This window comes from Vibrio penaeicida (assembly GCF_002933855.1).
GTDB classification, from domain to species: Bacteria; Pseudomonadota; Gammaproteobacteria; order Enterobacterales; family Vibrionaceae; genus Vibrio; species Vibrio penaeicida_A.
Genome location: NZ_BFAQ01000031.1, coordinates 40,543 through 66,740, shown reverse-complemented (window position 1 = coordinate 66,740; position 26,198 = coordinate 40,543). Strand labels below are relative to the sequence as shown.

The following is a 26,198-nucleotide window of genomic DNA, read 5'->3' as shown; positions in this document are numbered from 1 at the left end:
GTAAAAACCACCTCCATTATACCTAGGTGGCCTCAAGATACAGGATTCAGAGCTTCATATTCTGTTCCAGTTCCTGAGGTTATTTAATAATCAAGCCCGTTACACACCGATGCGTGTTCAGCAAAGCCGCATTTAATGATCAAGTAAGAGCGTTGCATTTCCTCATTATGGGGGAATGCTTCTGCTAAAACCGTATATTCAGCGTACGCTTCTTCTTTTCGCTGGCTGTTATAAAGCGCCCATGCTTTGATTTCAATAAGCTTTACATCTTTGCCGTAATCTTGTTCGTACTGTTCGATACGCGTGAGGGTTTCTTCATAAGCTTCAGCTTGGAAAGCAGAGTAAAACCTTCTCACCGCAACCTTCTTATCAATTTCAGCGCGTTTTTCCACATCATTGATTTGCATTGCTAAGGCTATTGCTTTATCTGAGTACCCCATTTTTTCTAACGCTAATACATACCCATACTGCGTGAGATCTCTCTGGGGATCATCACTTGGCATCATGTCGAGCGCCTCTTCAAATGCAATCGAAGCAGACATAGGTCGTTGAAGTTCGTACAGCTTCCAACCTTTCATCACTAAATCTTGCGCGGCTAAATTGGGTTTGCTATTCAAGCTTTCCAAACATTTCGCTGCAGATTCTTCACACTCAAGATCTTCTTTAGCACCAGTGCTGATTTCCATCTCTGCGATGGACGGGTATTTTTCCGACCAAACCTGATGCTCTAAATGCAGGCGTTCCAACTCTTCCATCGCTTGCAAGCTGAGCAGTTTTCCTTCAATGCGCTTTTCGTTGGGTCCACCCCAATTGATTGCATTTTCAAACCACTCAAGTGCGATATCTGGTTGCTCCGATTCCATGTATTTCCAAGCGATAATTTCAGCTGTTTTCGTGTCTTTTCTAGATTTAGCCAAGTGCCCGATACTTTCCAATCGATTGCCAGAAACATTCGGTGACTCCAATTGACTCAAGCGAATGTCGTATTCCATTTGATCAGCAAATTTTTTATCGTATCCCGCTGATGTTTTGTACCTTGCCAAGATATCACTGCCTGCACTTGACGGTGTCCAACTCAGTAACTTTTGTGTGGTACTCAGCTCTTGCCCTTCACAGTTGTCGAGAATCGATTGATATTTAGTTTGTGCATTCGGACCATAGCCAGTCATGGTTTCATTTTCCAAATCCAACCATTGCCATTGGATGCGATCGCAGGTACGCCACTGAGGGTGTTTTTCGAGTAACGCATTGGCTGATGTCAGGTTGCGATTTTTGATGTGCTTATTTAATCTGTAAACCGACTCTTGATAGTTAAGCTCCGTTAGCAATGCCGAAGATATGTTGAGGTCTTCCGTTGCTTTTTTCGTCTCCTTCCAGCCCTCCTTCTCCAACATATTCCAATACACCGTTTCATCAAACCCTGTTTGGGTCTGTGTGGTGATTTCTACTTTAATACGGTCGTCGAATACGGTGATTTCATGATGATCCTGAGCGTGTGCTGTCAACGCAGTTAGCGTTACCAATAAGGTGTATCTGTTCATTGGCAAATCCTCTCGTTATAAGCGATATGAGACAACAGCACCAAGCTGTCGGAGTAATAGTCTTTTCCTTTGGGGTAAACTTCGATGCCTTGGTCATGTTTTCTCGAAGTACGTGAAAGGCGAACAAGTTGAGCTATCGCAATGGCACCGTCGGGCGGCGGGTAACTAGCGGATTCACCCGATTGCACATTCACCCACGCCGTATTCCGTGCCAACCAATTGATATAGTGAGTGTTCAGCTGGTGTGATTGCCCACCCCAAATAACGTAAAGCGGAATACGATAACTTGAGTAACTAAAACGTGATTCAAAGCCCGAGGCTGGCTTCCAATCACCATTTTTGTACTCCAACCAATCCGACGTCAGTTTTTCACGTCCGTAAAGGTTTTGATTCAGAATCGACAAACCACTTTTGGACAACTTCGACCACTGGCTGCTGTATTGATTGAAATCCTGCAATGCCGGATACACCCAGTACGCAGGGTTAACAACCGTTCGATCATCAAAGTTGAACCCATACGCTCCGGGGAGCAAAATGCTTTGCCGATTCACCGTTTTTATATGAGACTTTTGCAGCTCGCTAATGATTTGTTTAGCGCTAGTGCCATACCCTTGACCTGACCATTGCTTTTGAGCTCGTTGCAATGCCCATGCAATTAACACATCGCCATCACTGGCATTATTACTGTCGGGAATATGTGGCTTTGTCGGTTGCCATTTCCAAGAAAACAACCTGTCTTCTTTTCGCTGTAAGTTATTTTGGGTCCAATGCCACATGCGGTCGAAGGCTGACTTGTCACCAAAATATTCAGCGATAAGCATTCCATAACCCTGCCCTTCACTGTGCGATATACCTTGATTGCCGACGTCTACGACTCGCCCATCTTGATTGACAAAACTGTTTTTGAACGTATGCCACATGCCAACATCACTCTCGCACACGGTAAGTGCCATAGTGTTTGTGCTCATCACCAAGCTCGTCATCGTACCCGCAAACAAAACTATTCTCTTCTTCATTTACGCGATTCCAAATAACGGGAAACAAACGCCGACATCCACCAAATAATGATGAGAGCAATGACAGACAATGCCGCCGGATATCCGATAAAAGCGGCTTTAAAAAACTGCGATGAATGACTAGAAAATTCTTTTTCGCTTAATATTCCCTTCGGAGGGGCACTAGCTTCACTGCGAAGAAAGTCATCAAACTTTTCAGGTGTGCTTTTTGTTAACTGAAGCCGATACCAACCTTTGTCGTTAGTATGTCTCACATAAGCCAGTTCATGGCTATTCAGCGATTGACCAAAATCTTCATCTCGGCTTTCTGAATGCGCGATAAATTCAAACAGCCTATGTTTGAGTTCACCCCACCTAGAATCGCTCTCGGTTTCGTCATAAACAAAGTTTTCTTCGTTTGTTTCATTTAGCTTTATATGGAGTTGTCGCTTTTGTTGTGCGTCGCTCGTCACCAATAAACCGGGCATCGCTTTGTGCGTGCGGTGAGATACGTGGGCAAGCAACCTCCAAAGCTTTTTAAGCTGCTCTGGGTTGCTCGGGTCCAATGTTATCTGAGCCTGCTCGCCGCAATCGTCGGTTATGGCTAGAAAATCAATAGGGGAAACGCTGTGACCTTCCGTTGGAATGAAATTAACCCAAGAACTCAATTGAAGATTAGATTTATCAGACATATACACCTTAAACCGACGCTGTTGATTGCGTATATCAACGGGGCCATAAACCTGTACGCTTACATGATTAATTCCAGGTCTAAAGTCTTTCATGGGTATGTTAATTCTATAATGCTGATTGTCTCGCCAGTAACTCGACCGCAAAGGTAAACTGTTTGAATATTTTCCGTTTACACGCAATATCATAGAGCCTTCACCTGGGGCTACACGTGAATGCTGTAACAATAGATTTAACTTGGCATTATCTTCATCGCTGAACAGTATATTGCTCGGCATGACTAACGATAATTCGAGAGGGGAATCGGTTAGCTCTACTTGATCGGTAAACTCAGACACGAGGTATTGCTCTGCACTTTTTAGTGATGTGTCTTTCATCGCATCATCGACTTTTATGGTAGTAGAAGCACTCTCAGGTAACCGTCGTAAGTTATTTGCAAAAACTTTGGACGCTCGCTTAACTTCCATTGGACTGCTCCCAGACACCACAAGGAGCCAATCAATCCCTTTCGGGTTTTTTCCCGTTTTTAGATACGGCCCCGAAATGGCATTATGCGTATCCAAGTTTATCCACCCAGCTTTAAGAAGATGATCCCGTGTTCCATAAACCACGGTTGGTTTTGAAGTAGAAAAAGAAGTGGAGTGGACATTCAAATAATCGAATTCATAGTCTTCCGAGCCACTTTTTAGTGTCCACCCCTGCACCAAAGATGCCGCGATCCCCAAAGAGAGATCCTGATTTCCCTCTACTAAAGAAACCAATTGAACAGGCAAACCATGTCCTTGCCCGCTACGAATCATGTCATTGTATGAGAGTAATGTCTGATCCTCTTTATTCACGCTTTCAATGTAAGTCAGAGAATAGTTCGAGCTTTCTGCATTAATGACGGTTGTCAGCTCTGTTGCATCAACCACATTTGAAGGATCATTCGAGATATGTTGAATTCTTAGGTTCAAGCTGGAATCACGTTTGGAGATAAGCTCAGGGGGAATAGTCACATCCAACTGCTGGAACTGAGTACGCTGCTTGAGCTCAATATTCACCAAGGTACGCTTGCCCGTTAAGATCCATAGCAGCGATTTATCAACCGCATTATTATTAAACACCGCCAGAGAAAGATGGAGTTTTTCCACCTTTTGACCATCCAGTATCGAAATAGGTAGGTTGATCATTTGTGTCTGACCACGTAACACGATATCACCTTGATTTGCCGTTGAATAAGTTAAAGGAACGGTCACCTTTTTTTCTGCCACTGCATTCAAGGACACAACAAAGCATAATAGGAAGAAGAATCTAGTCATTTTGAAATCCCTTTTTACCGCTCACTTTATTGCCGCGTGATTTCGACGAGTCTATTTGCTGTTTAATCGAAGTAGTCAGCACTCGGGTTAGGCTTTCGCACACGAGCGAGAACAAGCTCAATACTGACGAAAACAACCCTTGATGCAGCCCTTCTTCGTAACGCCTTCTGTCATCCCAGCGGCTACTTTGTCCATACGCTTTGGCGTATTGAATCTGCATGTCTTCCGCCAAATTGCTCTCCATCAAGCAGCAGACTTGTATGCCATGATGCCCATTTTTAACCGCGACAACTCGCATGTTTAAATGCACTTGTTTATAGAGCGTTTTACCCGTACTGCATTTCCCGTTCTCGGTGAAATACACCACATCAACCGTGTCACCACGATGAATATTATGTTCGGGATCGTGAAGAGTCAGCCTTGCCCCTTTTATCGAAACATCGTTCAAGGTCGCACTCAGGCTTCTTTCATCAATTTTGATCACCGCTTTTTCATTCACGAGGAGGCGAGGTTCACTGCGACGCTGTTGTTTTTCTAACATCGCACCTAAACACAAAGTGATGAGAAGAAGATTGAAAGTGTTAAACAAAATAACCAGAATCAGTTGGCTTTGTTCGGTAGGAAATTGCATATACCGATAAATTCCCCACGCTTCCGCAGCGACCACCAGCCCAAAGATAAATGCCATAAACGGCGTCAATTTAGAAAAGCAGACTTTACGTGTTGTTTCTCCTTTAGGTGTTACCACAAAGCTGGGTTTGGTTGGATGAAGTAATGTTGATAATGCTGGCAGGAAAAGGTAAATCGACAATGCCGTTTCATACAATTCAGAAAAGAATGCACGCCGAGTTTTTCCAAATAACCGCTGGGTGATCATGATGCTTATAACTAAGTGAGGCACCACAAAAATCAAAAAGTCCGTCGCATTGCCCACGAAAATTTGGAGGTCGAGTAGTAAATACAACAACGGAGAAATCAGGAAGACGGTTCTAAAAATCGGGAAGAACCAATACACAGTGGAATTGAGATAACAAACGCGCTGACCTAAGCTCAAACCGCGCTTTAATAAAGGGTTGTTCAACAAAAATATTTGTATCATTCCCTGCGCCCAACGAGATCGCTGAGTCACATAAGCACCAAATGTGTCAGGTGATAAGCCAGCAACCATCGCTCGGTTTAAGTAAGCACTGTCCCAGCCTTTTGAGTGAATATTTAAGGCTGTGTCAGCATCTTCTGTGATGGTTCGGGTGGATATACCCCCAACTTCTTCCAGTGCTACTCGTCGTATAACCGCCGCGGAACCACAAAAGAAACTGCCATTCCAAAAATCCATGCCTACCAAAATTTTGTTGTAGAACATTTCGTTCTCAGAAGGGACTTTGTCTTCAATACCTAGATTTTTCTCAACTGGTCCGGGGGTAATAAAGAAGTGAGGTGTTTGCACAAACCCTAAATTCGGCTCTTTCTGGAACATACCAACCGTGTTCATTAAAAAGTCGCGAGTTGGTACATGGTCGGCATCCAAAACCAATACTAAGTCGCCGGATGACTTACTTAGCGCGTGGTTTATATTCCCGGCTTTGGCCCGCTCATTTTTCTTGCGTGTCATGTAGGTCGCCCCCACTTCAACACAAAAGTCCTTCAAGGTGTTGGCTCGCTTTTGTGCGTAATGTGCGGCATCCGTATCTTCATCGTTCAGTTTATTGTACGTTCCACCATCATCCAGCACATATACTCGCACCTCTCCTGGGTATTCCATCCTGCTCGCAGCCAAGATCGTCGGCTCAACGACACTGATTGGCTCATTATAAGTAGGCACAAATACATCGATAGACGGTAATGCCATTTCTGGATTTATGGGGACACGTTTACGTTCATAGGGTTTGACTGTTACAAACATCCCCATTACGTAAACCAAAATTCCATAGCATTCGGCAAAAAAGAGGAGTAATGCGAAAGGTAAATCAATTTGGCTTTCCCAAGGAATCGTTTCTTGGAAACGCCAGTAAATATATCGGAAAGAAATGAACGCACCGATGATAAGAATGAACGTCGTTGCTCTAGTCGACATATTTTTCGATAAAAGAAGAATCAAAATAAACGCACTTGACGCCAACCAAATGTGAGTATCGGTAGAGATGTTCAACGTTGCCAGCTTAAAAAGACAATAGATAGCGCATAGCACCGACAATATCTTAAATAACAGCTTTGGAAGATTAGTTCTCATTCTAGAATCCTTCTAGCATCGGGGAGCGTTCAAAATGGCTTACCCACGATAGGTCTTGGTCTTTATCTTGCGTGCAGTAATGAGTAAAAATAGAAATCCAATAGCCTTCCATTTTCACGTTTTGAAGTGCTTGTAGGCACTTACCACCGCTTTCAGTTTTGGTTGTCCATGATTGGAAAGGACCTACTGGGTTGTAAGCCAAATCTCCGCCCAATTCAGGAACCGAGAATGAAAATATGGCTGGAGGCTGCTTTAAAGGTACGTCACTGATAATCTGTACAACGAGGTTTTCGCCGGGTAGGAAGGTATCGTTTGTAAGAAGTGCCCAGAACCACGTTTCACTGGCTTTAATCTGACGAAAACTGCGCTCAGTTTCGATATCACCAACCAAAATGGGAAGCTGGTAATCCTCGATTTGATTGGGGTCGTAGGTTCTATCTTGCCCTAGTCTTGTCTGCTGAGTCGTTTTACAGCCCACCAGTAGCAAAGAGCTTAATGAAAGAGCAACCAACCCCTTCATTGTCATTACTGTTTTAAAGTCCATGTGCCCCTGCTCTTGTATTTCCAACCTTAGTAGAGATACGTATAAGCAAGATGTTTGCCAGATGGAGAAATTCTTTTTCTATCTATTATTCAATAACATAGAATAAAAAAATAATCATTGTCGCAATTAGAGATTATTTTTCCACGCTTTCGATTTCAGTTTCTCAATCTGACATTGAAAATGAAAATGAACGTAAAGGAAAAGACAGCGCTGCAGTTTCTTATCCAAAGTAGAGGTGAAGTAAAGGCGAGAATGGATTGGATGACATTACTGGTTTAAGCCCAGTTCTTTTTGTTTAGCTTTGGTCAGCCCTAAGGAAACAATGCGATATGACTCTTTGATGTAGTAGATCAACTCTTCATCTTTATCGCCAGCGGTATCCGTTTGTTGGATCCACTTCATACCACGGGTCGCAAAGTAAGGGGCAGGACGATAGCCTTCGTTATCACTTAAAAAATCAAAATTGTTATTTGATGTTTTGAAGATATAAGCTGGTTGTTTGTTATCGCCCCAGCCTCCTATCGCAAATACTTTGCCTCCGACCTTCCATACATGAGAATCGCCCCACTGCACAACATGAGTCGTTGCAGTTAAGGAGCCACAAAATTGGTTAAACTCTTCGTATGTCATAAGCTCGCCCTTGTATTCGCAATATCTAACCCCAGTGATGCTGGATATATCTTTTATACGTTGGCGAGAGCGTTTTGATAAGCGCTTTTTGCGTTGAGTGAGAGGTATGGCTGCATTGCGTCCCTTCCAAGTGGGTGATTAAGGAACCATTTAAATGCTGAAAATCCCCCTGCCCCTAACACTTTTAGTGTTTCAAACTTATCCTTCATGTACCTGTTATTCCTTTCTCTATCCAATTAGGTAACTCATTAACAAAGCGCGTTATTTCATATGATTGGGTAGTGTAATTAAAAACCCTTCCATAGTAGGAAGGGTTTCAACATATTTTTAATAACCTAACTTTCGACACTCTGTATTGTGTGAGTAAACACTGCATTTGATAACCAAATAAGAATGCTGAGTTTTTTCGTCATGTGGGAAAGCTTCTGCGAGAACTGCGAACTCATTCAATGCTTCTTTTTGACGCTCATTGTTGAAGAGTGCCCACGCTTTAATTTCAATCAGCTGGACCTCTTTTCCATACAATTTTTCATATTCATCAATTCGAGACAGGGCAACATCGTACTCTTTGCTGTCGAACGCAAAGTACACCTGTTTTAATGCGGTTTGTTTGTCTATTTTCCGACGTTTGTCAGAATCATTAATTTGCTGGGCAAGTAGATCGGCTTTGTCAGCATAACCCGATTGTTCCAGCGAAAGCATGTAGCCGTATTGAGTTAAGTCCCACTCTTCATCAGCAGGAGACATTCGGTTAATGGCTTTTTCAAACGCTATATTTGCCGACATTGGACGCGATAATTCGTATAATTTCCACCCTTTCAACGCGTATTCCTGAGCAGACAGTTCTGGTTTATCACGCAAAGATTGCAAACACTTAATCGTGGATTCTTCACACGCCAGATCCATTTCCTCACCGGCTCCAATATTCAATTCAGCAATGGCAGGGTACTCTTTAGACCAAATCTTATATTCAACTTGCAGGCGATTTTGTTCTCCCATTTGTTGAAGGCTTAGCAATTTTCCTTCAACGCGTTTGTCTGTTGGTCCTGCCCAGCCGATTGCTGTTTCAAACCACTCTAACGCTTTTGAAGGCTGTCGATTTTCAAGGTATTTCCAAGCGACCAATTCGGCAAGTTCCGCATCTTTTTTACGCATTACGATTTTTTCGAGCTCAGCCAGTTCACTTACGCTGACATTACCCGCAGTGAATCGATCCATTTTTAAATCGTGCCGGATTTTAGCCGCCGCTTTGGCATTGTAATTGGGCGTCGCTTTGTATCTTGCTAAAATATCATTCTGTGCACTTTGCCCTGTCCAACTGAGTAACTTTTGCGCAGTGCTCAACTCATGCCCTTCACAATTATCTAGAATGAATTGATATTTAGATTTCGCGTTACTTCCATACCCCGTGCTGCTTTCATTTTTTAAATCCAACCAAAGCCATTGAATACGGTCACAAGTACGCCACTCAGGATGAGCAAGAACCAAAGAATTGGCGTCACTTGTTCTGCGCTTCTTAACAAGATGGCGCAAACGTTCAAGAGACTCTTTGTATTCAATTTCCCCTTTGAGAGCGGGTGAAATATTCAGCCCTTTCGTTGCTTCTTTTGCTTGCTTCCAACCTTTGTTGTTAAGCACTTCCCAATACAAGCTTTCATCAAATTCTGATTGGGACTCTGAGCTAACCTCAACGACAATTCGCTCATCAAATACGGTAACGTCGTTTTGTTTTTGTGCATGTACCGGCAGAGACATCAGTGCTGCGATGGCAAGGTAGCGTTTCATTGGCAAATCCTTTCGTTGTAGGCAATGTGCGATAGCAGCACTAGGCTATCGGAGTAATAATCTTTTCCTTTGGGATACACAGAGATCCCGTTATGACGAGCACTCGGCTTGCTGGCGCGCTCCACCAACTGAGCGATAGCAGTTGCGCCTTCTGGCGGTGGATAAGGCGCTGACTCGCCTGTTGTCACGTCAACCCACGCTTTGTTACTGCTTTCTAACCAATTGCTGTAGAGCCAATTGAGCCGATGAGATCGCCCTCCCCACACAAGATGGAGCGGTACTCGGTAATTTGAGTAACTGAACTGAGGCGGAAAATTTTTAGCGGGTTGCCAACCATTCTTACTCACTTCCAACCAATCTGGTGGCAACAAATGGTGACCGTAGAGGTTTGCGTTGAGCATCGCTATGCCACTTTCCGACAACGCTTTCCACTGATTGCTGTATTGGCTGAAATCATCAAATGCGGGGAATACCCAATACGCTGGGTTGACAACCGTTCGCCTGCTGAATTCAAAACCGTAGCTACCTGGTAACAGAACCACTTCGCCTTTTCGACTTTTTAGGTGAGAGTGCTGTAGTTCCTGAATGATTTTCTTAGCGCTGGATTGATACCCATGGTTCGGCCAACGCTTACTCGCACGTAACAACGCCCAAGCAATAAGAATGTCGCCATCACTGGCGTTATTTTTGTCTGGCACATTGGGTGACTTAGACTGCCATTTCCATGAAAACAACGGGTCTTCATCTCGGCTTAAATGTTCCTGAGTCCATTTCCAAAGTTTATTGAACGTCTTTTGGTCATCGAAATACTCCGCAATGAGCATTCCGTAACCCTGGCCTTCGCTGTGCGAAATGTGTTTGTTGGCGTTATCTATAACGCGTCCATTTCGAGTAATAAAACTCGATTTGTAAGTACTCCACATACTTTTATCGCTATGACATTGCGATGATGCAAAACTAGAGCTACTCACCCAAAAAGATGAGAGCACCGACAAGACTAGAATGGATCGTTTCATCCGCATTTTCGCTCCTCAAGATAACGGGTAACAATCGAAGACATGCACCAAATAATGAGTAATGCCGCTAACGCCAACCCAACTGGGTAGCCAATGAAAATGGCTTTTATGAATTGGTGGATACTGCGTGAAAAGTCTCGCTCGCTTAACAAGCCGGACGGCGTTTGTGTTGGCTCACTAGTAAGGAATTCATCAAATTGCGATTCTGTACTTTCCAGCAATTGAATTCGATACCAGCCGTTACCATTGTTGTGTTTCACAAAAGCACGTTTTTCCGCTTCAAATTCAAAAGGCGACTCCACTACTGCATATTCTGATTCTTGTTGCCCTTGTCTTTCTTCATTTGCGATTTTCTGTTCATGAGCAACGTAATCAAAAAGTTGCTGCTTCACTTCAACCAATCGCCCCTCCTCTTGGATGCTTTGTTCACTGCTTTTCATTGGCTGACGAAGCATCACCTGAAATTCTCGTTGCTGTTTTTCAGTGTCGGTAATTAGCAAATCAGATGCGGTCTGCTGGGTTCGATGCGACACATAACTCAGCAGCCTCCATAGATTGTTCATTTGTATAGGATCAGATTTGTCGACGGTAATTTGCGCCGATTTACCATTGTTGTCCGTCAACGCCAGAAAGTCGCTAGGAGCGACTTGGTGGTTTTCCGTTGGAATAAAGTGAACCCAAGATCCCAGTTTCACGTTGGATTTTTCAGACATCGTCGCTGTGAATCGACGTTGCTGGCTACGAATGTCGATGGGACCATAAACTTCCACGCTCACCTTGTTGATCCCGGGTTTAAAATCTCGCATCGGAATATTCAAACGGTAATGCTGACTGTCGCGCCAATAACTGGATCGCAGTGTCATACTGCTGATGAACTTATCGTTCACTCGCAATATCATCGACCCTTCTCCCGGTGCAACGCGAGTGTGAGCAAGGAGCAAGTTAATTTTTGCGGTATCTTCAGTACCAAACAGGATATTGCTAGGCATCACCAATCGCAGCTCCAACGGCGAATGAGTTAGATCCGATTGGCTAGTCAATTCAGACAACTGGTAAGTCGCATCACTTTTTAGAAAACGATCTTGTGCAGTTTCAATTTTCTGAATCAGCATATGGCGCGTGTCGGGCAGGTCTCGGTTATTATTTGCAAATGCTTGCGCGGCACGTTTTACATCGAGATCGCTGTTACCGGAAACCACGAGTAACCACTCTATTCCCGTTTGCGATAGCCCTGTGCCTAAATAGGGACCAGTGATGCTTTGATAAATTGTGTTATCGATCCAACCCTGCTCTATCAGCGCTTCCTTATTACCAAATACAACTGTTGGCCCAGTTAAATCCGTACGAATTGTCCTTTGTATATTCGATATCCCTTCGGATCGATAGTCAAACTGATGATCTTCTGACCCGCTTCTTAATGCCCAACCTTGCACAATAGAGGCGGCTGTCCCTAACGCTAACGTTGGGTTGCGGTCAATTAGCGAAATCAAATGTACCTTAGAGTTGTAATTTTGATCGCTTTGCACCATCTCATCAAACGACAAAAGCGTTTGGCTTTCTAACGACGCACTTTCGGAATACGTGAGCGAGTAAAATGAATGCTCCCCACTCACAAGTGTGCTCAACGATGTAGAGTTAACCGTTGCTTTGGTGTCCTTAAGAAGGTGTTGCACTCGTAAAATTAGGTGCGGATTATCCTGAGAAACCAGTGCTGGTGGAATCTTAATACGTATAGTCTGGCGCTGACTGCGCTGCTTTAATTCAATGTTTGCTAACGTTTTATTGCCTGTCGCGACCCAAAGCAGAGTTTGGTCGATGTCGTTATTATTGGAAATCGACAATGACAACACGATTTCTTCCACCTCTTGTCCGTCTAGAATCGATATTGGAATAGAGATGGTTTGGTTTTGACCACGAAGTACAATGTCACCTTGGTTGTCGGTAGCATAGGCGAGTGGTACTTCTACCGTTTTATTTGCATGTGCCAAACAACTGGTGAACAACAACGCGAAAGCAAAAAGCCAGTTTACGTTAAAAAAATCATTAGCCTTGAAAAGCCAGTTCCCATTGAAATACCTATTCACCTTGAAACTCCTTTTTACTCTGAACCTTTGATGTTTCCACTTTTTGCTTTACGGACGTAGTCAATACTCGGGTAAGGTGTTGGCACGCCAAAGAGAAAAGCCCAACAACGGACGACAAAACGCCTTGCTTCAAACTTTCTTCATATTCCCTTCTCTGGCTCCATCGGCGGCTTTGCCCATATGCCTTAGCGTATTGAACTTGCATATCTTCAGCCTGCTGGCTAACCAAAACACAACTCACCTGAACGCCTTGCTGACCATTTTTAATCGCCACCACCCGCATATTTAGGCTGACGATTTTATAGCGTGGTTTTTGACCTTTCTCGGCTTGCCCACTCTCAGTAAAGTAAGAAACAGTGACAATATCGCCCGGCAAAATATCGTGCTCTACACTGCTTAAGGTCAGCTTCGCGCCTTTTAATGAAATGTCGTTCAGTGTGGCATTGAAGCTTTTGTCTCCATCTTTAATAACCGCTTTTTCATTCACCAGCAGCCTCGGTTCGCTTCTACGCTGCTGAGTTTCGAGCATTGCCCCTAAACACAGTACAATCAAAATCAAGTTGAAGGTGTTGAACAATATCACCAACATAAGCTGGCTTTGCTCGGCAGGAAAACTCACGTAGCGGTATATCCCCCACACCTCTGCCAGAACAACTAAACCAAAAAGACATGCCATGAAGGGCGTAAGCTTGGAGAACGACACTTTTTGCGTTGTTTCTCCCTTTGGCGTCACTACAAAACTGGGCTTCTTCGGTTTTAGCAATACAGAAAGCGTCGGTAAACAGAGGTATATCGACAGGGCAGTTTCGTAGAGTTCAGAGAAAAATGCGCGGCGCGTTTTGCCAAACAATCGTTGCGTTATCATGACGCTGATCACCAGATGGGGAACAACGTAAATCAGAAAATCTTTGGTGTTTCCGACAAATATCTGCAAATCAAACAGGAGATAAAGCAATGGTGATACAAGGAACACCGATCGGAAAATGGGGAAAAACCAGTATAGCGTTGAGTTTAGGTAACAAATACGCTGCGGAACCGATAAGCCTTTTTTAAACAAAGGGTTATTAAGCAAAAATATTTGAATCATGCCCTGAGCCCAGCGAGAGCGCTGTGTAACGTAAGCGCCAAACGTATCCGGAGACAACCCCGCTACCATAGCAATATTCAGGTACGCGCTGCTCCATCCATTGGAATGCATGTTTAACGCTGTGTCGGCATCTTCAGTGATAGTTTTGGTTGAGATACCTCCTACTTCTTCAAGCGCCACTCTGCGAATAACCGCCGCACTCCCACAAAAGAAGCAACCATTCCAGAAATCCATCCCAACCAGTGTCTTGTTGTAAAACATTTCGTTTTCTGATGGCACTTTATCTTCAATACCCAAGTTTCGTTCAACGGGTCCAGGAGTGACAAAGAAATGCGGTGTTTGGACAAAGCCGAGCTTTGGATCTTTCTGGAATAAACCTATCGTGTTCATTAGGAAATCACGCGTTGGTACGTGGTCGGCATCCAAAATCAAAAGAAGCTCACCCGATGTTTTTCCCAAGGCATGATTGATGTTTCCAGCTTTGGCCTGAACGTTCTTTTCTCGCGTGATGTAACTTGCACCAACGTCTTCACAAAATGCCTTCAGTGCTTCAGCTCTGCTATGTGCTTCACTCGCTTCCTCTGCATTCTCATTGCTTAGCTTTTGATGCGTACCGCCATCGTCCAAAACGTAAACACGGAAATTCCCTGGGTATTCCAACCGCGATGCGGCCAAAATGGTAGGACCAACAACATCCATAGGCTCGTTGTAGGTTGGGATGTAGATATCTACGGTAGGTAAATGCGCATCTTTGTTTAAAGGGACGCGTTTTCGCTCATAAGGTTTGACCGTGACAAACATCCCCATCATGTAAACCAAAATACCGTAGCATTCCGCTAAGAAAAGTAACATTGCAAACGGCAGATCTAGGCTACTTTCCCAAGGGAGTGTTTCTTGGAATCGCCAATAGATATAGCGAAACGAAATGAACGCACCAATAATGAGAATAAAAGTTGTTGCTCTCGTTGAGAGGTTTCTCGAAAGCAGCAATAGTAGAACAAACGCACTGGACGCAAGCCAAATATGCGTCTCTGTCGAAATGTTTAATGTTGCTAAAATGTACAAAGCGTAGAGTGCACAAAGCATCAGCAGGCCTTTAAAGATCTGCTTTGTTAAGCCGGGTTTCATATTAGTATTTCTCTAGAAGAATAGACGGTTTGTAATCTTCGATCCAAGTCAGGTCTTGGTTAGGGTCGGAAGTGCAATAGCGAGTAAATATGGAAATCCACTGCCCACTTTTTTTAGCGTTTTGACGGGCATAAAGGCAACGATCCCCACTCTTTTTCGTAACAGTCCAAGATTGAAAGGGACCCAGTGGATTCATTGATAATGACCCCACTTTCTCTGGGATCGTAAACGCAAACATACTCGGTGGCTGCTCTAACGGCACTTCTCCCAAAACTTGAATAACTAGGTTTTCCCCAGGCAAGTAAGTATCGTTCTTCAAACGAGTCCAAAACCATGTTTCAGATTGCCTGACTTGGCGATAACTGCGCTCAGTTTCTTGATTACCGACCAAAATTGGCAGCTCATTAGATTTAATCACCGTAGGATCATAAACACGATTCTGACGCACTTGTTGAGTGCTTTGACACCCAGTAGTTAGCAAAGTACTTACCACGCTTAGCAGAAATACTCTTTTAATGTTCATCAACATTTATCTCTTTTTTAACAACGAACCATTTTCGATTGCTCGCCGCATAAATTTATAACATGGGACGAATGTCGCTAATTCTTATAACAAAGATAATAAATGTCAAACAAATGAAAATTAAATATTGACAATCATAAATACAGTACAACGTAATATTGTTATTTATAATTCAATAATTTAGAGGTTCATCAAATTTAGTGAGAAGGATCGCAAATTGAAGGAAAGCCGTAAAAAACAGCAATTGAGCTAATAAGAAAAGAAATGAAATCTTTGGTTTGACATTGAATAGTTGTGAGATATAGAAAACTTAACTCTCTCATGAATAAGATTTACTCAGCAACTTGTCTCTATTGATTTATTTATAAGCACATTATTTCACAATCATTACATTAGCAACATTCGATACCTCAGAGGGTATTCGCATTTGAGCCCTATATAAATTTATTGGTTTATTTTGAATATTCGAGTGAGATCTCACTAATCAATTGATTAGGCATAATTTTGTAAATAATCAGAAAGTGTGATTAATATCTCAATTCTCAGTAGGGGAAAACGGATAGACGAATCAAATATTCATCTGAGTAATTTCTATATGCATGCCTTGCAACAATGAATAAAAACATTGTTTTAGGGTCAATTGGAAGCCTATTCATGCTATTTGAAACGATCCTCAAACCACCTCTAGGTGCTCATCTTTCGGTGGTTTAGCTATAGGGCTATTTTTGCTTGCTACGAGCCAATAGAACGCATTATCTGTTATCTCGAATTAAGGTTATTTACCCTCTTCGATCATTGCGATGATTTTGTATGCTTTTTCAAAGTGATCCAATTGGTGAGTTTGAATCCACCATGTGGCGGCTTCCATCAGTAATTCCGGATTGTCATTTTTATTCGCAAAAAACGCGTAAAAAGACACCCCTACATTTTCACCTTTCTGAGCAATTTTCTTATTGCATACCTGAATCAGTTTTTGCCTGAGTGAGTCGCGCATTAGGCATTCCTTAGTCTTAGTTATAATTGACTGCACTTTAGCCTATTTTTCAATATGTTATCAATATCATATTGAGAATATATTCATGTCACCCTCATCTCACTATTGATACATGAATAAATATTATATAAAAACCTCCTAATATTCTCACATTGTTCATTTTATGAGCTCAATTTATAGACTAAGTTATCCATTGCGTACTTGTTCACAAGTGCGCTTTACGACATCTTCATTGGTCGTTGTTGGATTGTAATCAATGGAATAACATCAACAATAACAAGGAGATAACATGCCTGATGAAACAAGTTCGGTCAATGAATTTGACAAATCAACGGCAAAATCCCGCAAAGTAAAACTGGATAAGCTGAACAATGTGGCGTTTACACCTTTGGAAGGGCAAGTCGCATTCATCAAAGAGCTAATAAAAAAGCCAGATGAAGCGCAAAAGTTCTTGTCTGATCCTAAGGCTTACTCAGTTGAACATGGAGTTTTGCTTCATCCTAACGTTGTGGCTAAAACCGTTAATCAGACACTTTTCGATGTCAATCTGGACATCGATTTTGCTGAGGAAGCGGGCATTCATGTGACCAAAGACATCATTGATATTCGCAACCGTTTCGAAAACAAACCCCCAACAGACTTAGCCGGTCCCGTTATTGGTGAAGGCCCAGGCTTAGCTGCGGCCGCGGCTGTTGTTGCTGCTGCGGCAGCGGTGGTCGTTGCTGCTGCTGTCGTTGTAACGATGGTGGTGACTCTTGTCAGAGCAGGTCGCGCAGCCGATTTGTATGAGTTGCAAGGGTTAGGAAGAGGCACGTTTTTACCCGGCCGAATCAAGTTCCATGATCGAACTGGAATTAGAGATGTCACAAGGCTGAGAAGCATCAACAGAGGTGCATTTATGCGCTAGGAGGCTCCATGCAACAAGCAGACATCATAACGTCACTTGTTCACTGGATGCCAATAAGATACAGCGGCTTAGTGGTCGAAACCACTAACCGCTGCAACGCTCAGTGTGCAATGTGCTATCAAAGTTCCGGTCCTAAAGGCTCGGATAGGCTAGGTCTTCACTCTATATCCATGGATAAGCTCCTCCAGGCTGTGCGTGAAGCACCCAAAATTGAAACATTAACTCGACGCTTACATATCGCAGGGGGTGAGGCATTCTTGCGCCATAAAGATGTTTTCTCGCTCGTCGAAACGGGTAGAGAAGCTGGCTTTCTCGACATCACAGTAACGACCAACGCGTATTGGGGTGAAAACGCGAAGAAAGCCCAACGAGTCGCCGACCAATTGAAAGAAGCGGGGCTTACCAGTGCAGAAATCAGTTGGGACTATTGGCATCTAGAACACATCAACCCTACCGCGGTATCAAATGCGCTTGTCGCTTTATCCAATGCGGGTATTGATATAAACCTTCGGCTGCTCACTACCAAGCAACATCATGTAGGAGAGGCTCTAGAGTTGCTCGCACCGGATGCGGTAGCGAGAGTCAATCGCATCACATCATCTCCCGTTTTCAGAACAGGACGTGCAGAGAAGCAAATCGAAAGTGAGGAGATATACGAGTCTGAAAATGCAGAATCAGGGAGTTGCCACAGTTCATTAAACTTAACCATTAATGCCGCAGGTTATGTTTCCCCTTGTTGTGCGGGCTTTGATCAAACTCAGCTTTACAAATTAGGGAACATTAACCAAGAGTCCATCGTAAACATTACGAACAGGATGAATAGAGATCCAATAATTCGAATGTTGGTGTTCTCTGGGCCAGGGACATTTCTTCCGGTATTAGAAGCCGCAGGTATCTCTGTGGGAGATAAGTTCACCAACATGTGTCAGCTGTGTTGGAAGATATTTTCTAACCCTGAGGCAGTGGAAGTTATAAAAAGTATCAGTGACGTCAGTACAAAATTAGCGCTATCTAAAATGCTGCAAAGTTTAGAAGAGCTAAAAGGAGAGGCGAATTATGGACAGAATTGAAATCACGGAGGTTAGCCCGATCAGTGCACAACCTTGGAAATGTGATACGCCCATGCAATGGCTTCGGTCATTAGTGATGATATCTCAGAGAAATTATGAAGTTGCCCCCTACGATGATTTCCTTAAATGGCTGAAAACCTACGACCAGTTTTTTCAGGAAAGTGTCGGTATTTCGAAAAACCGCAACATTCATTGTATGTACGACAGAGATGTGACTTTTTCTGGTGATAGTGTGGTGGCTAGGCTAGACGAAATTATCGACGTGAGTGCGGGTATTCACCAGGCTGGATTTGGTGTTAGCGTTACAGTTGAAGCCGCCGCTTTTCACATTGACTCAACACTCCTAAGGCGTATGCAGCAAGCGGATTCCATAGAACTGTTTTGTTTGGTTATCTTAGCAACAGACGTTAATACTCCAGAAAAGGCAAGCCATATAAAGGCAGGGCTAGAATCATTATCACGGGACAAAAACATCGCTTTTATTGCTTCGTATTCCGTGATGAGCCAACTCAATATTTTTGATGAGCAATGGCTGAATAGAGGGAATATTGAATGGTTTCAAGTAAACGAGACAATGGGTAACAACACAGACACCATGATGGCTTGTTTTCGAAGAATGAAACTGTGTGTTGACGATGATGGGTTAATTTACCCTTGTATGAGCTTGGTCGGGTTGGAAGAGTTTTGCTTAGGCGACATATACCAGCCATTGGAAGAAACCTTGTTAAGTAATCCCAAATCTCAAGATCTGATCAATCAATGGGCAACACAAGGTCCTCCTATCAATGAGCAAGAAAAGAGTATAGGCACCTCTCGGTATCCTGAAATGCCCAGTGCTTGTGCCGCACACTTGTATTCGGCGTTTGGCACTGAATGATTCCACCATCGCTTACTAACGCTTTGATCTCCGATTACCAATTGGAGATCAAAGCGCTCGAACCGCTTAACAAGGGCAGAGCGCAGCTCTATAAATTGCGTGACGCACACGGTGAGTGGGTAGTGAAGTATCAGAGCTCTCCACCCTTTACCCTTTCCCACGAAGCCGAAATATATCAATGGATTGAGCTACCCTATTGTGCCCCCAAAACCACGATTCACGGAAATGCATGGGGAAATGTCATCAATAGAGAAAGCCCCTTCGGGGAACCTACAAGCCAAGGTTATGTGTTGATTCGCCCATTTATTGAAGGTAAACACCCAGACAATACCCCCAACGATTTTTTCCTATTAGGGCAGTCTCTTGCTGAACTGCACGCTCGTTTTGACCAGATACCTACGCTAAAAACGCGTTGCTCTGAATTCGACATAAAAGCGCAAATCCAACAATGTGAGCAGTTTGTACGCTCCGATCCGACAAATGCGCTACATAAAAATGCCCTCCCTTTCAACGCACTTGCCCTTTTTGATGATCTATGGCGTGCCTACCATTCGTCTTTTTTGCAACGCGATCATAAGCTGCAACAAGAACATAAGTTACAGCAAGCTCCAAGCAAGGTCTGCATTGGTGATGCACATCGCCTTAACTGCATAGTGACGCCACAACATGAATGGCTTTGGATGGATTTTGAAGATGTGGTTTTAGCGCCAAGGGAATATGATCTTGCGACATTGATATGGTCGACACTCTCGCAACGGCTATCTTCCCCACTCTGGCATGCAGGGCTTTCAGGGTACTTAGAGCAAGTACAAAAACCAGAAGAAATAGACCTCAGTATATTGCCTTTACTTATTGCGATTCGTCAGTGTTGGTGGCTCAATTTGCACTACCAGAAGTACCAAGCGACACCCGATAAAAACATTGCGCATAAAATAGAACAAGGGTTACAACTCTTGTCATCCCTTTGCGAACAGATCTGAAAACGGCTTCCGAAGAAGCCGATAATGTAGAGATTCGCACGGCATGAGCACAAACTGCCTCGCTTGCGAATTTAAGGTCTGCTGACTTAGTTACACGTTTGGACTAAGTTCCAGTAACCCCAGTAATCGCTGAACGGGTTCACGCCCCACTGGCTAACGTTGGACTCGAACAGAGACCCGTTTGCAATCACACGATCACCTTGACGGTATTGTTTATACAGCTCCCAAGATGCCACACCTGAACATGCATCTGTAGGCGGTGTCGTTGTACCGCCATCTGGCGAAATACCCGATTTACGAGTGATCCAAGGGACAAATTGCGTGACATCTGCAAATGCCGTCGCGCTATCACACTGCGGTGATCCCCAGCTTACTGCCCCAAATACATAGAAGTCGCTGCCAGATTGTTTAACAAACGGTCCACCACTGTCACCATGACATGCCGTAGAACGCGTGTCGTAGCCACAAATGTTATCACTCGGAACCTGCCCTGAAGCGGTATTGTGACCAATAAAGTTACTGCACTGAGCGTTACTGATCACTGGTAAGTTTGTCGCTTTCAAAACTGGGCTACCCGCTCTAGAAGATCGCGTATAACGTCCCCAGCCAGAAACTTTTACATCACTGCCAGGAGATGCCAACTGCGCCTTCAATTCAGGAGTCGGTAACTTCGCAGGTTTGTACTTCGAATTCACCGATGAGGACAACCTCAATAGGGCAATATCTCGACCACGGGTGACATCACCACTCCACTGCTCGTGCACGTGAATGCGAGATACATTGTGGTATTCCCCCTGATTAGTGCGCAAGTCTGTAGCACCTATGAGAATTTGCATTTGGCTTGCTGATACTCCATCTAAACAGTGTGCGGCAGTCAGCACCCAGTTCGGCGCAATCAAGGTTCCGCCACAAAATTGGTTTTTGTTACGTGTTAATGCGACCTGATAAGGCACCGTTGAATGTGACACTTCCGAACCACCAATAATCCTTGGCTGGACACTGTCCTCTGCTGAGTTGGCTTCTGCTGCATAAGCTTGTGTAGCCCCTAATGCCCCCATCACTAAAACCGCGAGCAGTTTTTGTTTTCCTTTCATTTTGACTATCCTTTCAAACGATTGGTTATGCTCTTTCGAGCGAGTTAACGAGATTTGGATAAGCAGCCTCAATATGAAGCTGGCTTGAATGCGTTGATTCATAAATGCATCCGTTTTTAAATTGCATCAGTTCTTAAACGCATCGATCCTCAAATGCATTAGTTACAGGTTTGAATCATGTCCCAGTAACCCCAGTAATCACTGAATGGGTTGATGCCCCAATGGTTGGTGTTCGCCTCAAACAAGGTGCCATTTGCAATCGTGCGATCGCCTTGGCTGTATTGTTTGTACAGTTCCCATGAAGCAACACCTGAACAGGCGTCTGCTGGCGGTGTCGTCGTTCCACCATCCGGAGTCACGCCAGATTTTTGCGTGATCCAAGGAACAAACTTAGTCACGTTGGTGTAGGCGCTGCCCGTCGTACAATTTGCAGTTACCCAACTTGCTGCCCCAAATACGTAGTAGTCGTTGCCAGATTTCGTCGCAAATGGACCGCCACTGTCCCCATTACAGACACTGTTTTGGGGTTTATAACCACAAATAAAGTCGTCGCTTACTGGTCCTGAACCCATAACACGCTGACATTCTGCGTTTGAAATGATGGGTAAATCTGCCGCTTTAAGAACTGGGCTACCAGCATTGGAAGAGGTACTAAACCTACCCCACCCAGACCCTTTTAGCGTATTCCCAACGGAAGCAAGCTGAGCCTTTAATTGCGGTGTAGGCAGTTTGGCAATTTTGTACTTCGAGGACACTGGAGTTGAAAGCTTCAGCAATGCAATGTCACTGGTAAGCCTAGTTGCGTTATAGCGCTCATGGACATGAACCTGAGAGACATTGTGCTTTTCACCTTCTGATGTCCTAAGATCAGACACACCGATTCGAACTTGTACGCCACTTGCCGATTTACCTTGAACACAGTGAGCTGCCGTCAACACCCAATCTTGGGCAATGATGGTTCCCCCACAAAACTGAAAACCAGAAGGTGTTTGAAGTGCTACTTGATATGGAACGGTAGAATGCGCCACTTCTGAACCGCCAATAATGCGAGGACTCACTGAATTGTCGTCTGCCTGAACAAAAGCAGAACTGAATGCACCTGCAATTAATACGCTGAGAAGTTTTACTTGTACTTTCATTTTATTTCCTTAAATGTATTTATTTCCTATATACCCAGTAAAATCACTCATAATATTTTTAATAAAATCTCATCAAGCTCTTTACTGGTAGTCTCTGTACTTCACATGGAACCACTCAAATCAACTCAATCTAACCATTCACGAAAACAAGCCAGATTAGCTTTAGTGAAATAAAAACTGCCTGGAGTATAAATAAAGAATTTCAGGCATAATTATTCGCCTTAAGCGAATCAACGCTTAAGTTATTTAGTTATAATTTAGAATCAATTTTTTAGGAAAATATAACCCTAAACCCTAGGATTTGTACCCTAGAGCTGTAATTGATATTTATATCTACTATTTATATATTTAAAGTGACTAATTATTCCATTTAAATAACACCTCCTATTTTATTTAACTTATAAATTAATAGTTCAATTAAATTATCGAAAATTTAATCTAAGTACATACGAAAATCGTCAATCATTAATTTGATGTGAGTATAATCACACAATAAACACCAAATATAAGCATAAGCGGAATAGGGGTCACATATTTCTTGTATACTTAATAGTTGGCTCTTTTTAAAAAATATAAATAAATGAATTTAACTTATTGTATCTAATGACTTTAATCTCATAATTAAACTTTAAGCTCACTCTATTAAGGTAAATCTAATTTATTATTATTAAAATAAACAGAGAGAGGTATTTACAATAATCTTAGAAGAGCAAATAAAATACTAACTAAGACGTTACTTTCGAAAACCTCCGCTAGTAGCTTATATGCAGTGTTTTTCCATTTAAACATTTCAACTTTTAGCTCAATGGAATCAACATCGTATTATTATTTTAATATTTCATTTCTATTGCATTTTTTTATGAATGTAATTTAGTTTTTAAAAACTTGACTCTCTGTCCAGTTTTTGGATTTATCGCATAAATAACATTATTGCCTAACAAATTGATTACATTACTTTGCAAATCACGTCGCAAATTCTGAGTGCTGAAACATTGACCTCTCGAATAAAATATAAATAACTGATAGCTATATAAAATCTGTTATATCTCCATTAGGCTCAATATGCTCGTATCCAAAGCATATAGGGTAAGAATACATTTCTAAGAGGAACCACAATGAAACTTAAGCTACTAACCTCTACGCTAATCGCATTGTTTAGCTTCCCTACTTTTGCTGATAATTGCCCAAACTTTAGTGAACACAAGCAATACATAAACGGAGATGAAATTCAAAAAGACGGTGCTTTCTACAAAGCCAAAAATGACCCGCAAAAAGGCACGGATGTGAGCAGTTCATGGTTTTGGGAAAGCATTCCAGAGTGTCGTAGAGGCTTAACAACAGTGCTGCATGACCACCCTCAGCGATTCCGCAACGGCATCACGTCACAACGTATTCTTTCCGGTGATGGAATGACCAATTACACCGAGATAAACCCAAATATCGTGTATGTCGCCAACAAAATGGAAGGCGGCCAGCATGAGACATTGGTGAGAGCGACAGACGTTACTCTAAAGAACAAATTTTCGGTTGGACGCACCGAAACGTCTCTTAAAGCAGGCAGCCTTAAGTTCGAAGAGTTTGTTTATGGCAAACAAAGCGCTACAACTGTGAATGCGGATTCTGTGACCACATCACTGGTAGAGGCAGACAAAATGCTCATGACACCAATGGCCATCATAGGTGGGAGAAACGTAATGGCGTACATCCAATCGCTCGAAGCTCGAATTGCTGATCTTGAAAGCAAGCTCGCGCAAAAGTGATTTAGCGACAGTACTTAAACGTAAACCAGACCTCAGCTCTACCCTGAAAGCTGAGGTCTCGGGTTGTTCGACTACTTCTGAGAAAATTCGGTTTTGCAATACTCTATCAATTCGGTTAATGGCAGCTCTTTTGAAAACGCCCAGCCCTGACCATACTCCACACCCATCTCCGTCAAGATCCGATGCTGGATAGAGTTTTCTATTCCCTCTGCCACTAAAATTAAGTTTTCTTGTTTCGCAATAGCAACGATATGCTCGATCAATGATGAACGAATGGAAGCGTCTTCCATCTCTTGGATAAAGCTTCGGTCTATCTTCAGGCAGTGCGCATTCATCTTACGCAGTTGGTGCAGGTTGGAATAACCTGTACCAAAATCATCGATCGCTATTTGCATGCCTTTGTCGCGTAATACACGCAACTTATGCAGTGCAGAGCTGTCTTCCAATTCTTCACTTTCTGTTACTTCAAGTACCAAAATACCCTTAAAACTGTACTCACTTTCCTCCGTAGTGAGTTCCAAAATCGATTTCTGGTTCACATCGGTGGAGAATATGTTCACGTTCAGTTTGAAATCGATCGGCAGCCCTTCGATTTGATGAAGCTCATTGATGGCTTTCTTCATCATATTCTGCGTGAACTTCCAAGTTTGTCCCGTTTGAATAATGATCGGGATAAACTCAGTAGGGTATATACTGCCCTGACGATCAGTGAAGCGAGCCAGCATTTCTACACCAATCATTTTATTGGAGTTGAGATCAACAATTGGCTGATAAACGCAGTGGAAGCTATCTTGTTTAATGGCTTTGCGAATACGGTAGAGCTTTGAAGAGAGGTATCGCAGCCACTTAGCGTTTATCATATAGGCAAACAGCCCTATCAATAAGCTAGTTGCAATGGTGAATACTTGGAGCACAGCTGTATCACCGTCGGTTTTCTCGGGGTTAAATTGAATGGCTAAACAAAACCGGCTGACTTTATCGCAGCGTTTAACAACGTTATTTCCCTCGCCCTCTAGAAAATCGAAAGCGTTTGGCAATGGTTGTGCGAATAGCCCTTCCAATCCATCAAAATAAATCGGCTTGTTATTTCGTAGATATACCAGCTCCCATAAGAACCTATCATCAATCAATTCGCGCAGCGCACCTTCGTCCAACACGACATTGTAGTTACCCTTGCGAATCACCAGAGAATCGTAAGTATTATCCAGAATAATCAGCTTAACGTGTCTCCAAAACTTAAAGCCGGTTTTTGTTTCGAGGTGGGGCGTCGCTCCTCCCACAAACGGGGGTGATAACTTGCCTTTACCAGTGGTACAAAACAACGTTTGCTTTTCTAGATAGCCAATATCTTTGACGTAATCTGAAGTGAACAGCAACTTGCGCATCATTAGATTATGTTCTTCAGAACAGGTACGCAGATTGAGACGATTTAGGCGTGTTAAAACGTCTATAACCTCGCTGTGAACACTCCCTATCGTTTCAAGAACACTTTCTGCATCGTCGTTTTGTTCCAGCCACAAATAGTAGCTGACTGTGCCTTGTATAGAAAAATAACTTAAAAGAGAGATCATGGATGATATCGCGAAAGCTTTTAAGAAAAGGCGTTGCTCTCTTGATTTTGGTTTCATTTTGCCAACTTAGCCCGTTGTTCAAAAATAGTGCAATAGGAATATCTGCTATCACATCATAGATTTAGTCTTAGATTCTGTTGATCCAATAACCTATCCATCACTATTTTTAGCACATCGGAGTAGTTTTTTTGTCCGCAATGTTAACAAAATATGTGTATTGATATGAGCTAGGTTAATCATTCTCACTATTAACAC

The 26,198-nt window shown here is 43.0% G+C and carries 21 protein-coding genes; 5 read left to right on the top strand and 16 right to left on the bottom strand.

The features are described from left to right. Positions 1 to 83: 83 nt before the first annotated feature. The 13 genes from VPNCDNU1_RS18165 to VPNCDNU1_RS18110 all read right to left on the bottom strand — a co-directional run bounded on the left by VPNCDNU1_RS18165 (position 84) and on the right by VPNCDNU1_RS18110 (position 16,545). Positions 84 to 1,541: a hypothetical protein gene (locus tag VPNCDNU1_RS18165; protein WP_104401629.1), complete on the bottom strand. Its 1,458-nt coding sequence runs from the start codon at positions 1,539 to 1,541 to the stop codon at positions 84 to 86. After that, the gene (locus VPNCDNU1_RS18160) at positions 1,538 to 2,557 is read right to left on the bottom strand and encodes a glycosyl hydrolase family 8 (RefSeq protein WP_104401628.1); all 1,020 of its coding nucleotides are present in this window, start codon (positions 2,555 to 2,557) and stop codon (positions 1,538 to 1,540) included. Before VPNCDNU1_RS18160 ends, VPNCDNU1_RS18165 begins: the two co-directional genes overlap by 4 nt. Further along, complete coding sequence (locus tag VPNCDNU1_RS18155; RefSeq protein ID WP_104401627.1) at positions 2,554 to 4,527, bottom strand: cellulose biosynthesis cyclic di-GMP-binding regulatory protein BcsB; 1,974 nt, start codon at positions 4,525 to 4,527, stop codon at positions 2,554 to 2,556. The genes VPNCDNU1_RS18160 and VPNCDNU1_RS18155 overlap by 4 nt, the downstream gene beginning before the upstream one ends. Then, positions 4,520 to 6,754, bottom strand: coding sequence for a UDP-forming cellulose synthase catalytic subunit (gene bcsA / locus VPNCDNU1_RS18150; protein ID WP_104401626.1), 2,235 nt, complete (start codon positions 6,752 to 6,754; stop codon positions 4,520 to 4,522). The genes VPNCDNU1_RS18155 and bcsA (VPNCDNU1_RS18150) overlap by 8 nt, the downstream gene beginning before the upstream one ends. 1 nt (position 6,755) lies before the next feature. Then, on the bottom strand, positions 6,756 to 7,298 hold the full coding sequence (locus tag VPNCDNU1_RS18145) for a hypothetical protein (protein WP_104401625.1): 543 nt from the start codon (positions 7,296 to 7,298) through the stop codon (positions 6,756 to 6,758). Positions 7,299 to 7,565: 267 nt separating this feature from the next. Continuing rightward, complete coding sequence (locus VPNCDNU1_RS18140; RefSeq protein WP_104401624.1) at positions 7,566 to 7,928, bottom strand: MmcQ/YjbR family DNA-binding protein; 363 nt, start codon at positions 7,926 to 7,928, stop codon at positions 7,566 to 7,568. A gap of 53 nt (positions 7,929 to 7,981) precedes the next feature. Further along, positions 7,982 to 8,137, bottom strand: a complete 156-nt coding sequence (locus VPNCDNU1_RS28845; RefSeq protein WP_167404824.1) for a hypothetical protein — start codon at positions 8,135 to 8,137, stop codon at positions 7,982 to 7,984. Between the two features lie 118 nt (positions 8,138 to 8,255). After that, entirely contained in the window at positions 8,256 to 9,713 is a 1,458-nt protein-coding gene (locus VPNCDNU1_RS18135) for a hypothetical protein (protein ID WP_104401623.1), read from the bottom strand. Beyond that, the gene (locus VPNCDNU1_RS18130; protein WP_104401622.1) at positions 9,710 to 10,729 is read right to left on the bottom strand and encodes a glycosyl hydrolase family 8; all 1,020 of its coding nucleotides are present in this window, start codon (positions 10,727 to 10,729) and stop codon (positions 9,710 to 9,712) included. The genes VPNCDNU1_RS18135 and VPNCDNU1_RS18130 overlap by 4 nt, the downstream gene beginning before the upstream one ends. Beyond that, positions 10,726 to 12,813, bottom strand: a complete 2,088-nt coding sequence (locus VPNCDNU1_RS18125) for a cellulose biosynthesis cyclic di-GMP-binding regulatory protein BcsB (protein ID WP_104401621.1) — start codon at positions 12,811 to 12,813, stop codon at positions 10,726 to 10,728. Before VPNCDNU1_RS18125 ends, VPNCDNU1_RS18130 begins: the two co-directional genes overlap by 4 nt. Continuing rightward, the gene (bcsA, locus tag VPNCDNU1_RS18120) at positions 12,806 to 15,028 is read right to left on the bottom strand and encodes a UDP-forming cellulose synthase catalytic subunit (protein WP_104401620.1); all 2,223 of its coding nucleotides are present in this window, start codon (positions 15,026 to 15,028) and stop codon (positions 12,806 to 12,808) included. The genes VPNCDNU1_RS18125 and bcsA (VPNCDNU1_RS18120) overlap by 8 nt, the downstream gene beginning before the upstream one ends. Before the next feature lies 1 nt (position 15,029). Then, positions 15,030 to 15,551, bottom strand: coding sequence for a hypothetical protein (locus VPNCDNU1_RS18115; RefSeq protein ID WP_104401722.1), 522 nt, complete (start codon positions 15,549 to 15,551; stop codon positions 15,030 to 15,032). Between the two features lie 775 nt (positions 15,552 to 16,326). Further along, positions 16,327 to 16,545, bottom strand: coding sequence for a DUF6500 family protein (locus tag VPNCDNU1_RS18110; RefSeq protein ID WP_104401619.1), 219 nt, complete (start codon positions 16,543 to 16,545; stop codon positions 16,327 to 16,329). 289 nt (positions 16,546 to 16,834) lie between these two features. Here VPNCDNU1_RS18110 and VPNCDNU1_RS18105 point away from each other — a divergent pair, with 289 nt between their 5' ends. The 4 genes from VPNCDNU1_RS18105 to VPNCDNU1_RS18090 are packed head-to-tail and all read left to right on the top strand — an operon-like array spanning position 16,835 to position 20,379. Further along, entirely contained in the window at positions 16,835 to 17,452 is a 618-nt protein-coding gene (locus VPNCDNU1_RS18105; RefSeq protein ID WP_104401618.1) for a hypothetical protein, read from the top strand. An 8-nt stretch (positions 17,453 to 17,460) separates the two neighbouring features. Continuing rightward, positions 17,461 to 18,522: a radical SAM protein gene (locus VPNCDNU1_RS18100; protein ID WP_104401617.1), complete on the top strand. Its 1,062-nt coding sequence runs from the start codon at positions 17,461 to 17,463 to the stop codon at positions 18,520 to 18,522. Next, positions 18,509 to 19,399 carry a hypothetical protein gene (locus VPNCDNU1_RS18095; RefSeq protein WP_104401616.1) on the top strand — a complete coding sequence of 297 codons (891 nt, stop codon included), beginning with the start codon at positions 18,509 to 18,511 and terminating at the stop codon, positions 19,397 to 19,399. Before VPNCDNU1_RS18100 ends, VPNCDNU1_RS18095 begins: the two co-directional genes overlap by 14 nt. Continuing rightward, positions 19,396 to 20,379 (top strand): phosphotransferase, encoded by a 984-nt coding sequence (locus VPNCDNU1_RS18090; RefSeq protein WP_104401615.1) that lies wholly within the window; start codon positions 19,396 to 19,398, stop codon positions 20,377 to 20,379. Before VPNCDNU1_RS18095 ends, VPNCDNU1_RS18090 begins: the two co-directional genes overlap by 4 nt. A gap of 86 nt (positions 20,380 to 20,465) precedes the next feature. Here the strand turns inward: VPNCDNU1_RS18090 and VPNCDNU1_RS18085 are convergent, their stop codons facing one another. Further along, on the bottom strand, positions 20,466 to 21,575 hold the full coding sequence (locus tag VPNCDNU1_RS18085; protein WP_237324164.1) for a S1 family peptidase: 1,110 nt from the start codon (positions 21,573 to 21,575) through the stop codon (positions 20,466 to 20,468). Between the two features lie 56 nt (positions 21,576 to 21,631). Then, a complete protein-coding gene (locus VPNCDNU1_RS18080) occupies positions 21,632 to 22,612 on the bottom strand; it encodes a S1 family peptidase (protein WP_104401614.1) in 981 nt (326 codons plus the stop codon). A 1,115-nt stretch (positions 22,613 to 23,727) separates the two neighbouring features. Here VPNCDNU1_RS18080 and VPNCDNU1_RS18075 point away from each other — a divergent pair. After that, positions 23,728 to 24,372 carry a hypothetical protein gene (locus tag VPNCDNU1_RS18075; RefSeq protein ID WP_104401613.1) on the top strand — a complete coding sequence of 215 codons (645 nt, stop codon included), beginning with the start codon at positions 23,728 to 23,730 and terminating at the stop codon, positions 24,370 to 24,372. Positions 24,373 to 24,443: 71 nt separating this feature from the next. Here VPNCDNU1_RS18075 and VPNCDNU1_RS18070 read toward each other — a convergent pair whose 3' ends face one another. Continuing rightward, complete coding sequence (locus VPNCDNU1_RS18070) at positions 24,444 to 26,000, bottom strand: EAL domain-containing protein (RefSeq protein ID WP_104401612.1); 1,557 nt, start codon at positions 25,998 to 26,000, stop codon at positions 24,444 to 24,446. Positions 26,001 to 26,198 lie beyond the last annotated feature (198 nt).

Coding starts and splice junctions, on each gene's coding strand:
- VPNCDNU1_RS18140 (WP_104401624.1), bottom strand. CDS start 7,928: ATGACATACGAAGAGTTTAACCAATTTTGTGGCTCCTTAACTGCAACG.
- VPNCDNU1_RS18110 (WP_104401619.1), bottom strand. CDS start 16,545: ATGCGCGACTCACTCAGGCAAAAACTGATTCAGGTATGCAATAAGAAA.
- VPNCDNU1_RS18130 (WP_104401622.1), bottom strand. CDS start 10,729: ATGAAACGATCCATTCTAGTCTTGTCGGTGCTCTCATCTTTTTGGGTG.
- VPNCDNU1_RS18160 (WP_104401628.1), bottom strand. CDS start 2,557: ATGAAGAAGAGAATAGTTTTGTTTGCGGGTACGATGACGAGCTTGGTG.
- VPNCDNU1_RS18090 (WP_104401615.1), top strand. CDS start 19,396: ATGATTCCACCATCGCTTACTAACGCTTTGATCTCCGATTACCAATTG.
- VPNCDNU1_RS18070 (WP_104401612.1), bottom strand. CDS start 26,000: ATGAAACCAAAATCAAGAGAGCAACGCCTTTTCTTAAAAGCTTTCGCG.
- VPNCDNU1_RS18095 (WP_104401616.1), top strand. CDS start 18,509: ATGGACAGAATTGAAATCACGGAGGTTAGCCCGATCAGTGCACAACCT.
- VPNCDNU1_RS18100 (WP_104401617.1), top strand. CDS start 17,461: ATGCAACAAGCAGACATCATAACGTCACTTGTTCACTGGATGCCAATA.
- bcsA (WP_104401620.1), bottom strand. CDS start 15,028: ATGAAACCCGGCTTAACAAAGCAGATCTTTAAAGGCCTGCTGATGCTT.
- VPNCDNU1_RS18115 (WP_104401722.1), bottom strand. CDS start 15,551: ATGAACATTAAAAGAGTATTTCTGCTAAGCGTGGTAAGTACTTTGCTA.
- VPNCDNU1_RS18155 (WP_104401627.1), bottom strand. CDS start 4,527: ATGACTAGATTCTTCTTCCTATTATGCTTTGTTGTGTCCTTGAATGCA.
- VPNCDNU1_RS18105 (WP_104401618.1), top strand. CDS start 16,835: ATGCCTGATGAAACAAGTTCGGTCAATGAATTTGACAAATCAACGGCA.
- VPNCDNU1_RS18085 (WP_237324164.1), bottom strand. CDS start 21,575: ATGAATCAACGCATTCAAGCCAGCTTCATATTGAGGCTGCTTATCCAA.
- VPNCDNU1_RS18145 (WP_104401625.1), bottom strand. CDS start 7,298: ATGGACTTTAAAACAGTAATGACAATGAAGGGGTTGGTTGCTCTTTCA.
- VPNCDNU1_RS18075 (WP_104401613.1), top strand. CDS start 23,728: ATGAAACTTAAGCTACTAACCTCTACGCTAATCGCATTGTTTAGCTTC.
- VPNCDNU1_RS18080 (WP_104401614.1), bottom strand. CDS start 22,612: ATGAAAGTACAAGTAAAACTTCTCAGCGTATTAATTGCAGGTGCATTC.
- VPNCDNU1_RS18135 (WP_104401623.1), bottom strand. CDS start 9,713: ATGAAACGCTACCTTGCCATCGCAGCACTGATGTCTCTGCCGGTACAT.
- VPNCDNU1_RS28845 (WP_167404824.1), bottom strand. CDS start 8,137: ATGAAGGATAAGTTTGAAACACTAAAAGTGTTAGGGGCAGGGGGATTT.
- bcsA (WP_104401626.1), bottom strand. CDS start 6,754: ATGAGAACTAATCTTCCAAAGCTGTTATTTAAGATATTGTCGGTGCTA.
- VPNCDNU1_RS18165 (WP_104401629.1), bottom strand. CDS start 1,541: ATGAACAGATACACCTTATTGGTAACGCTAACTGCGTTGACAGCACAC.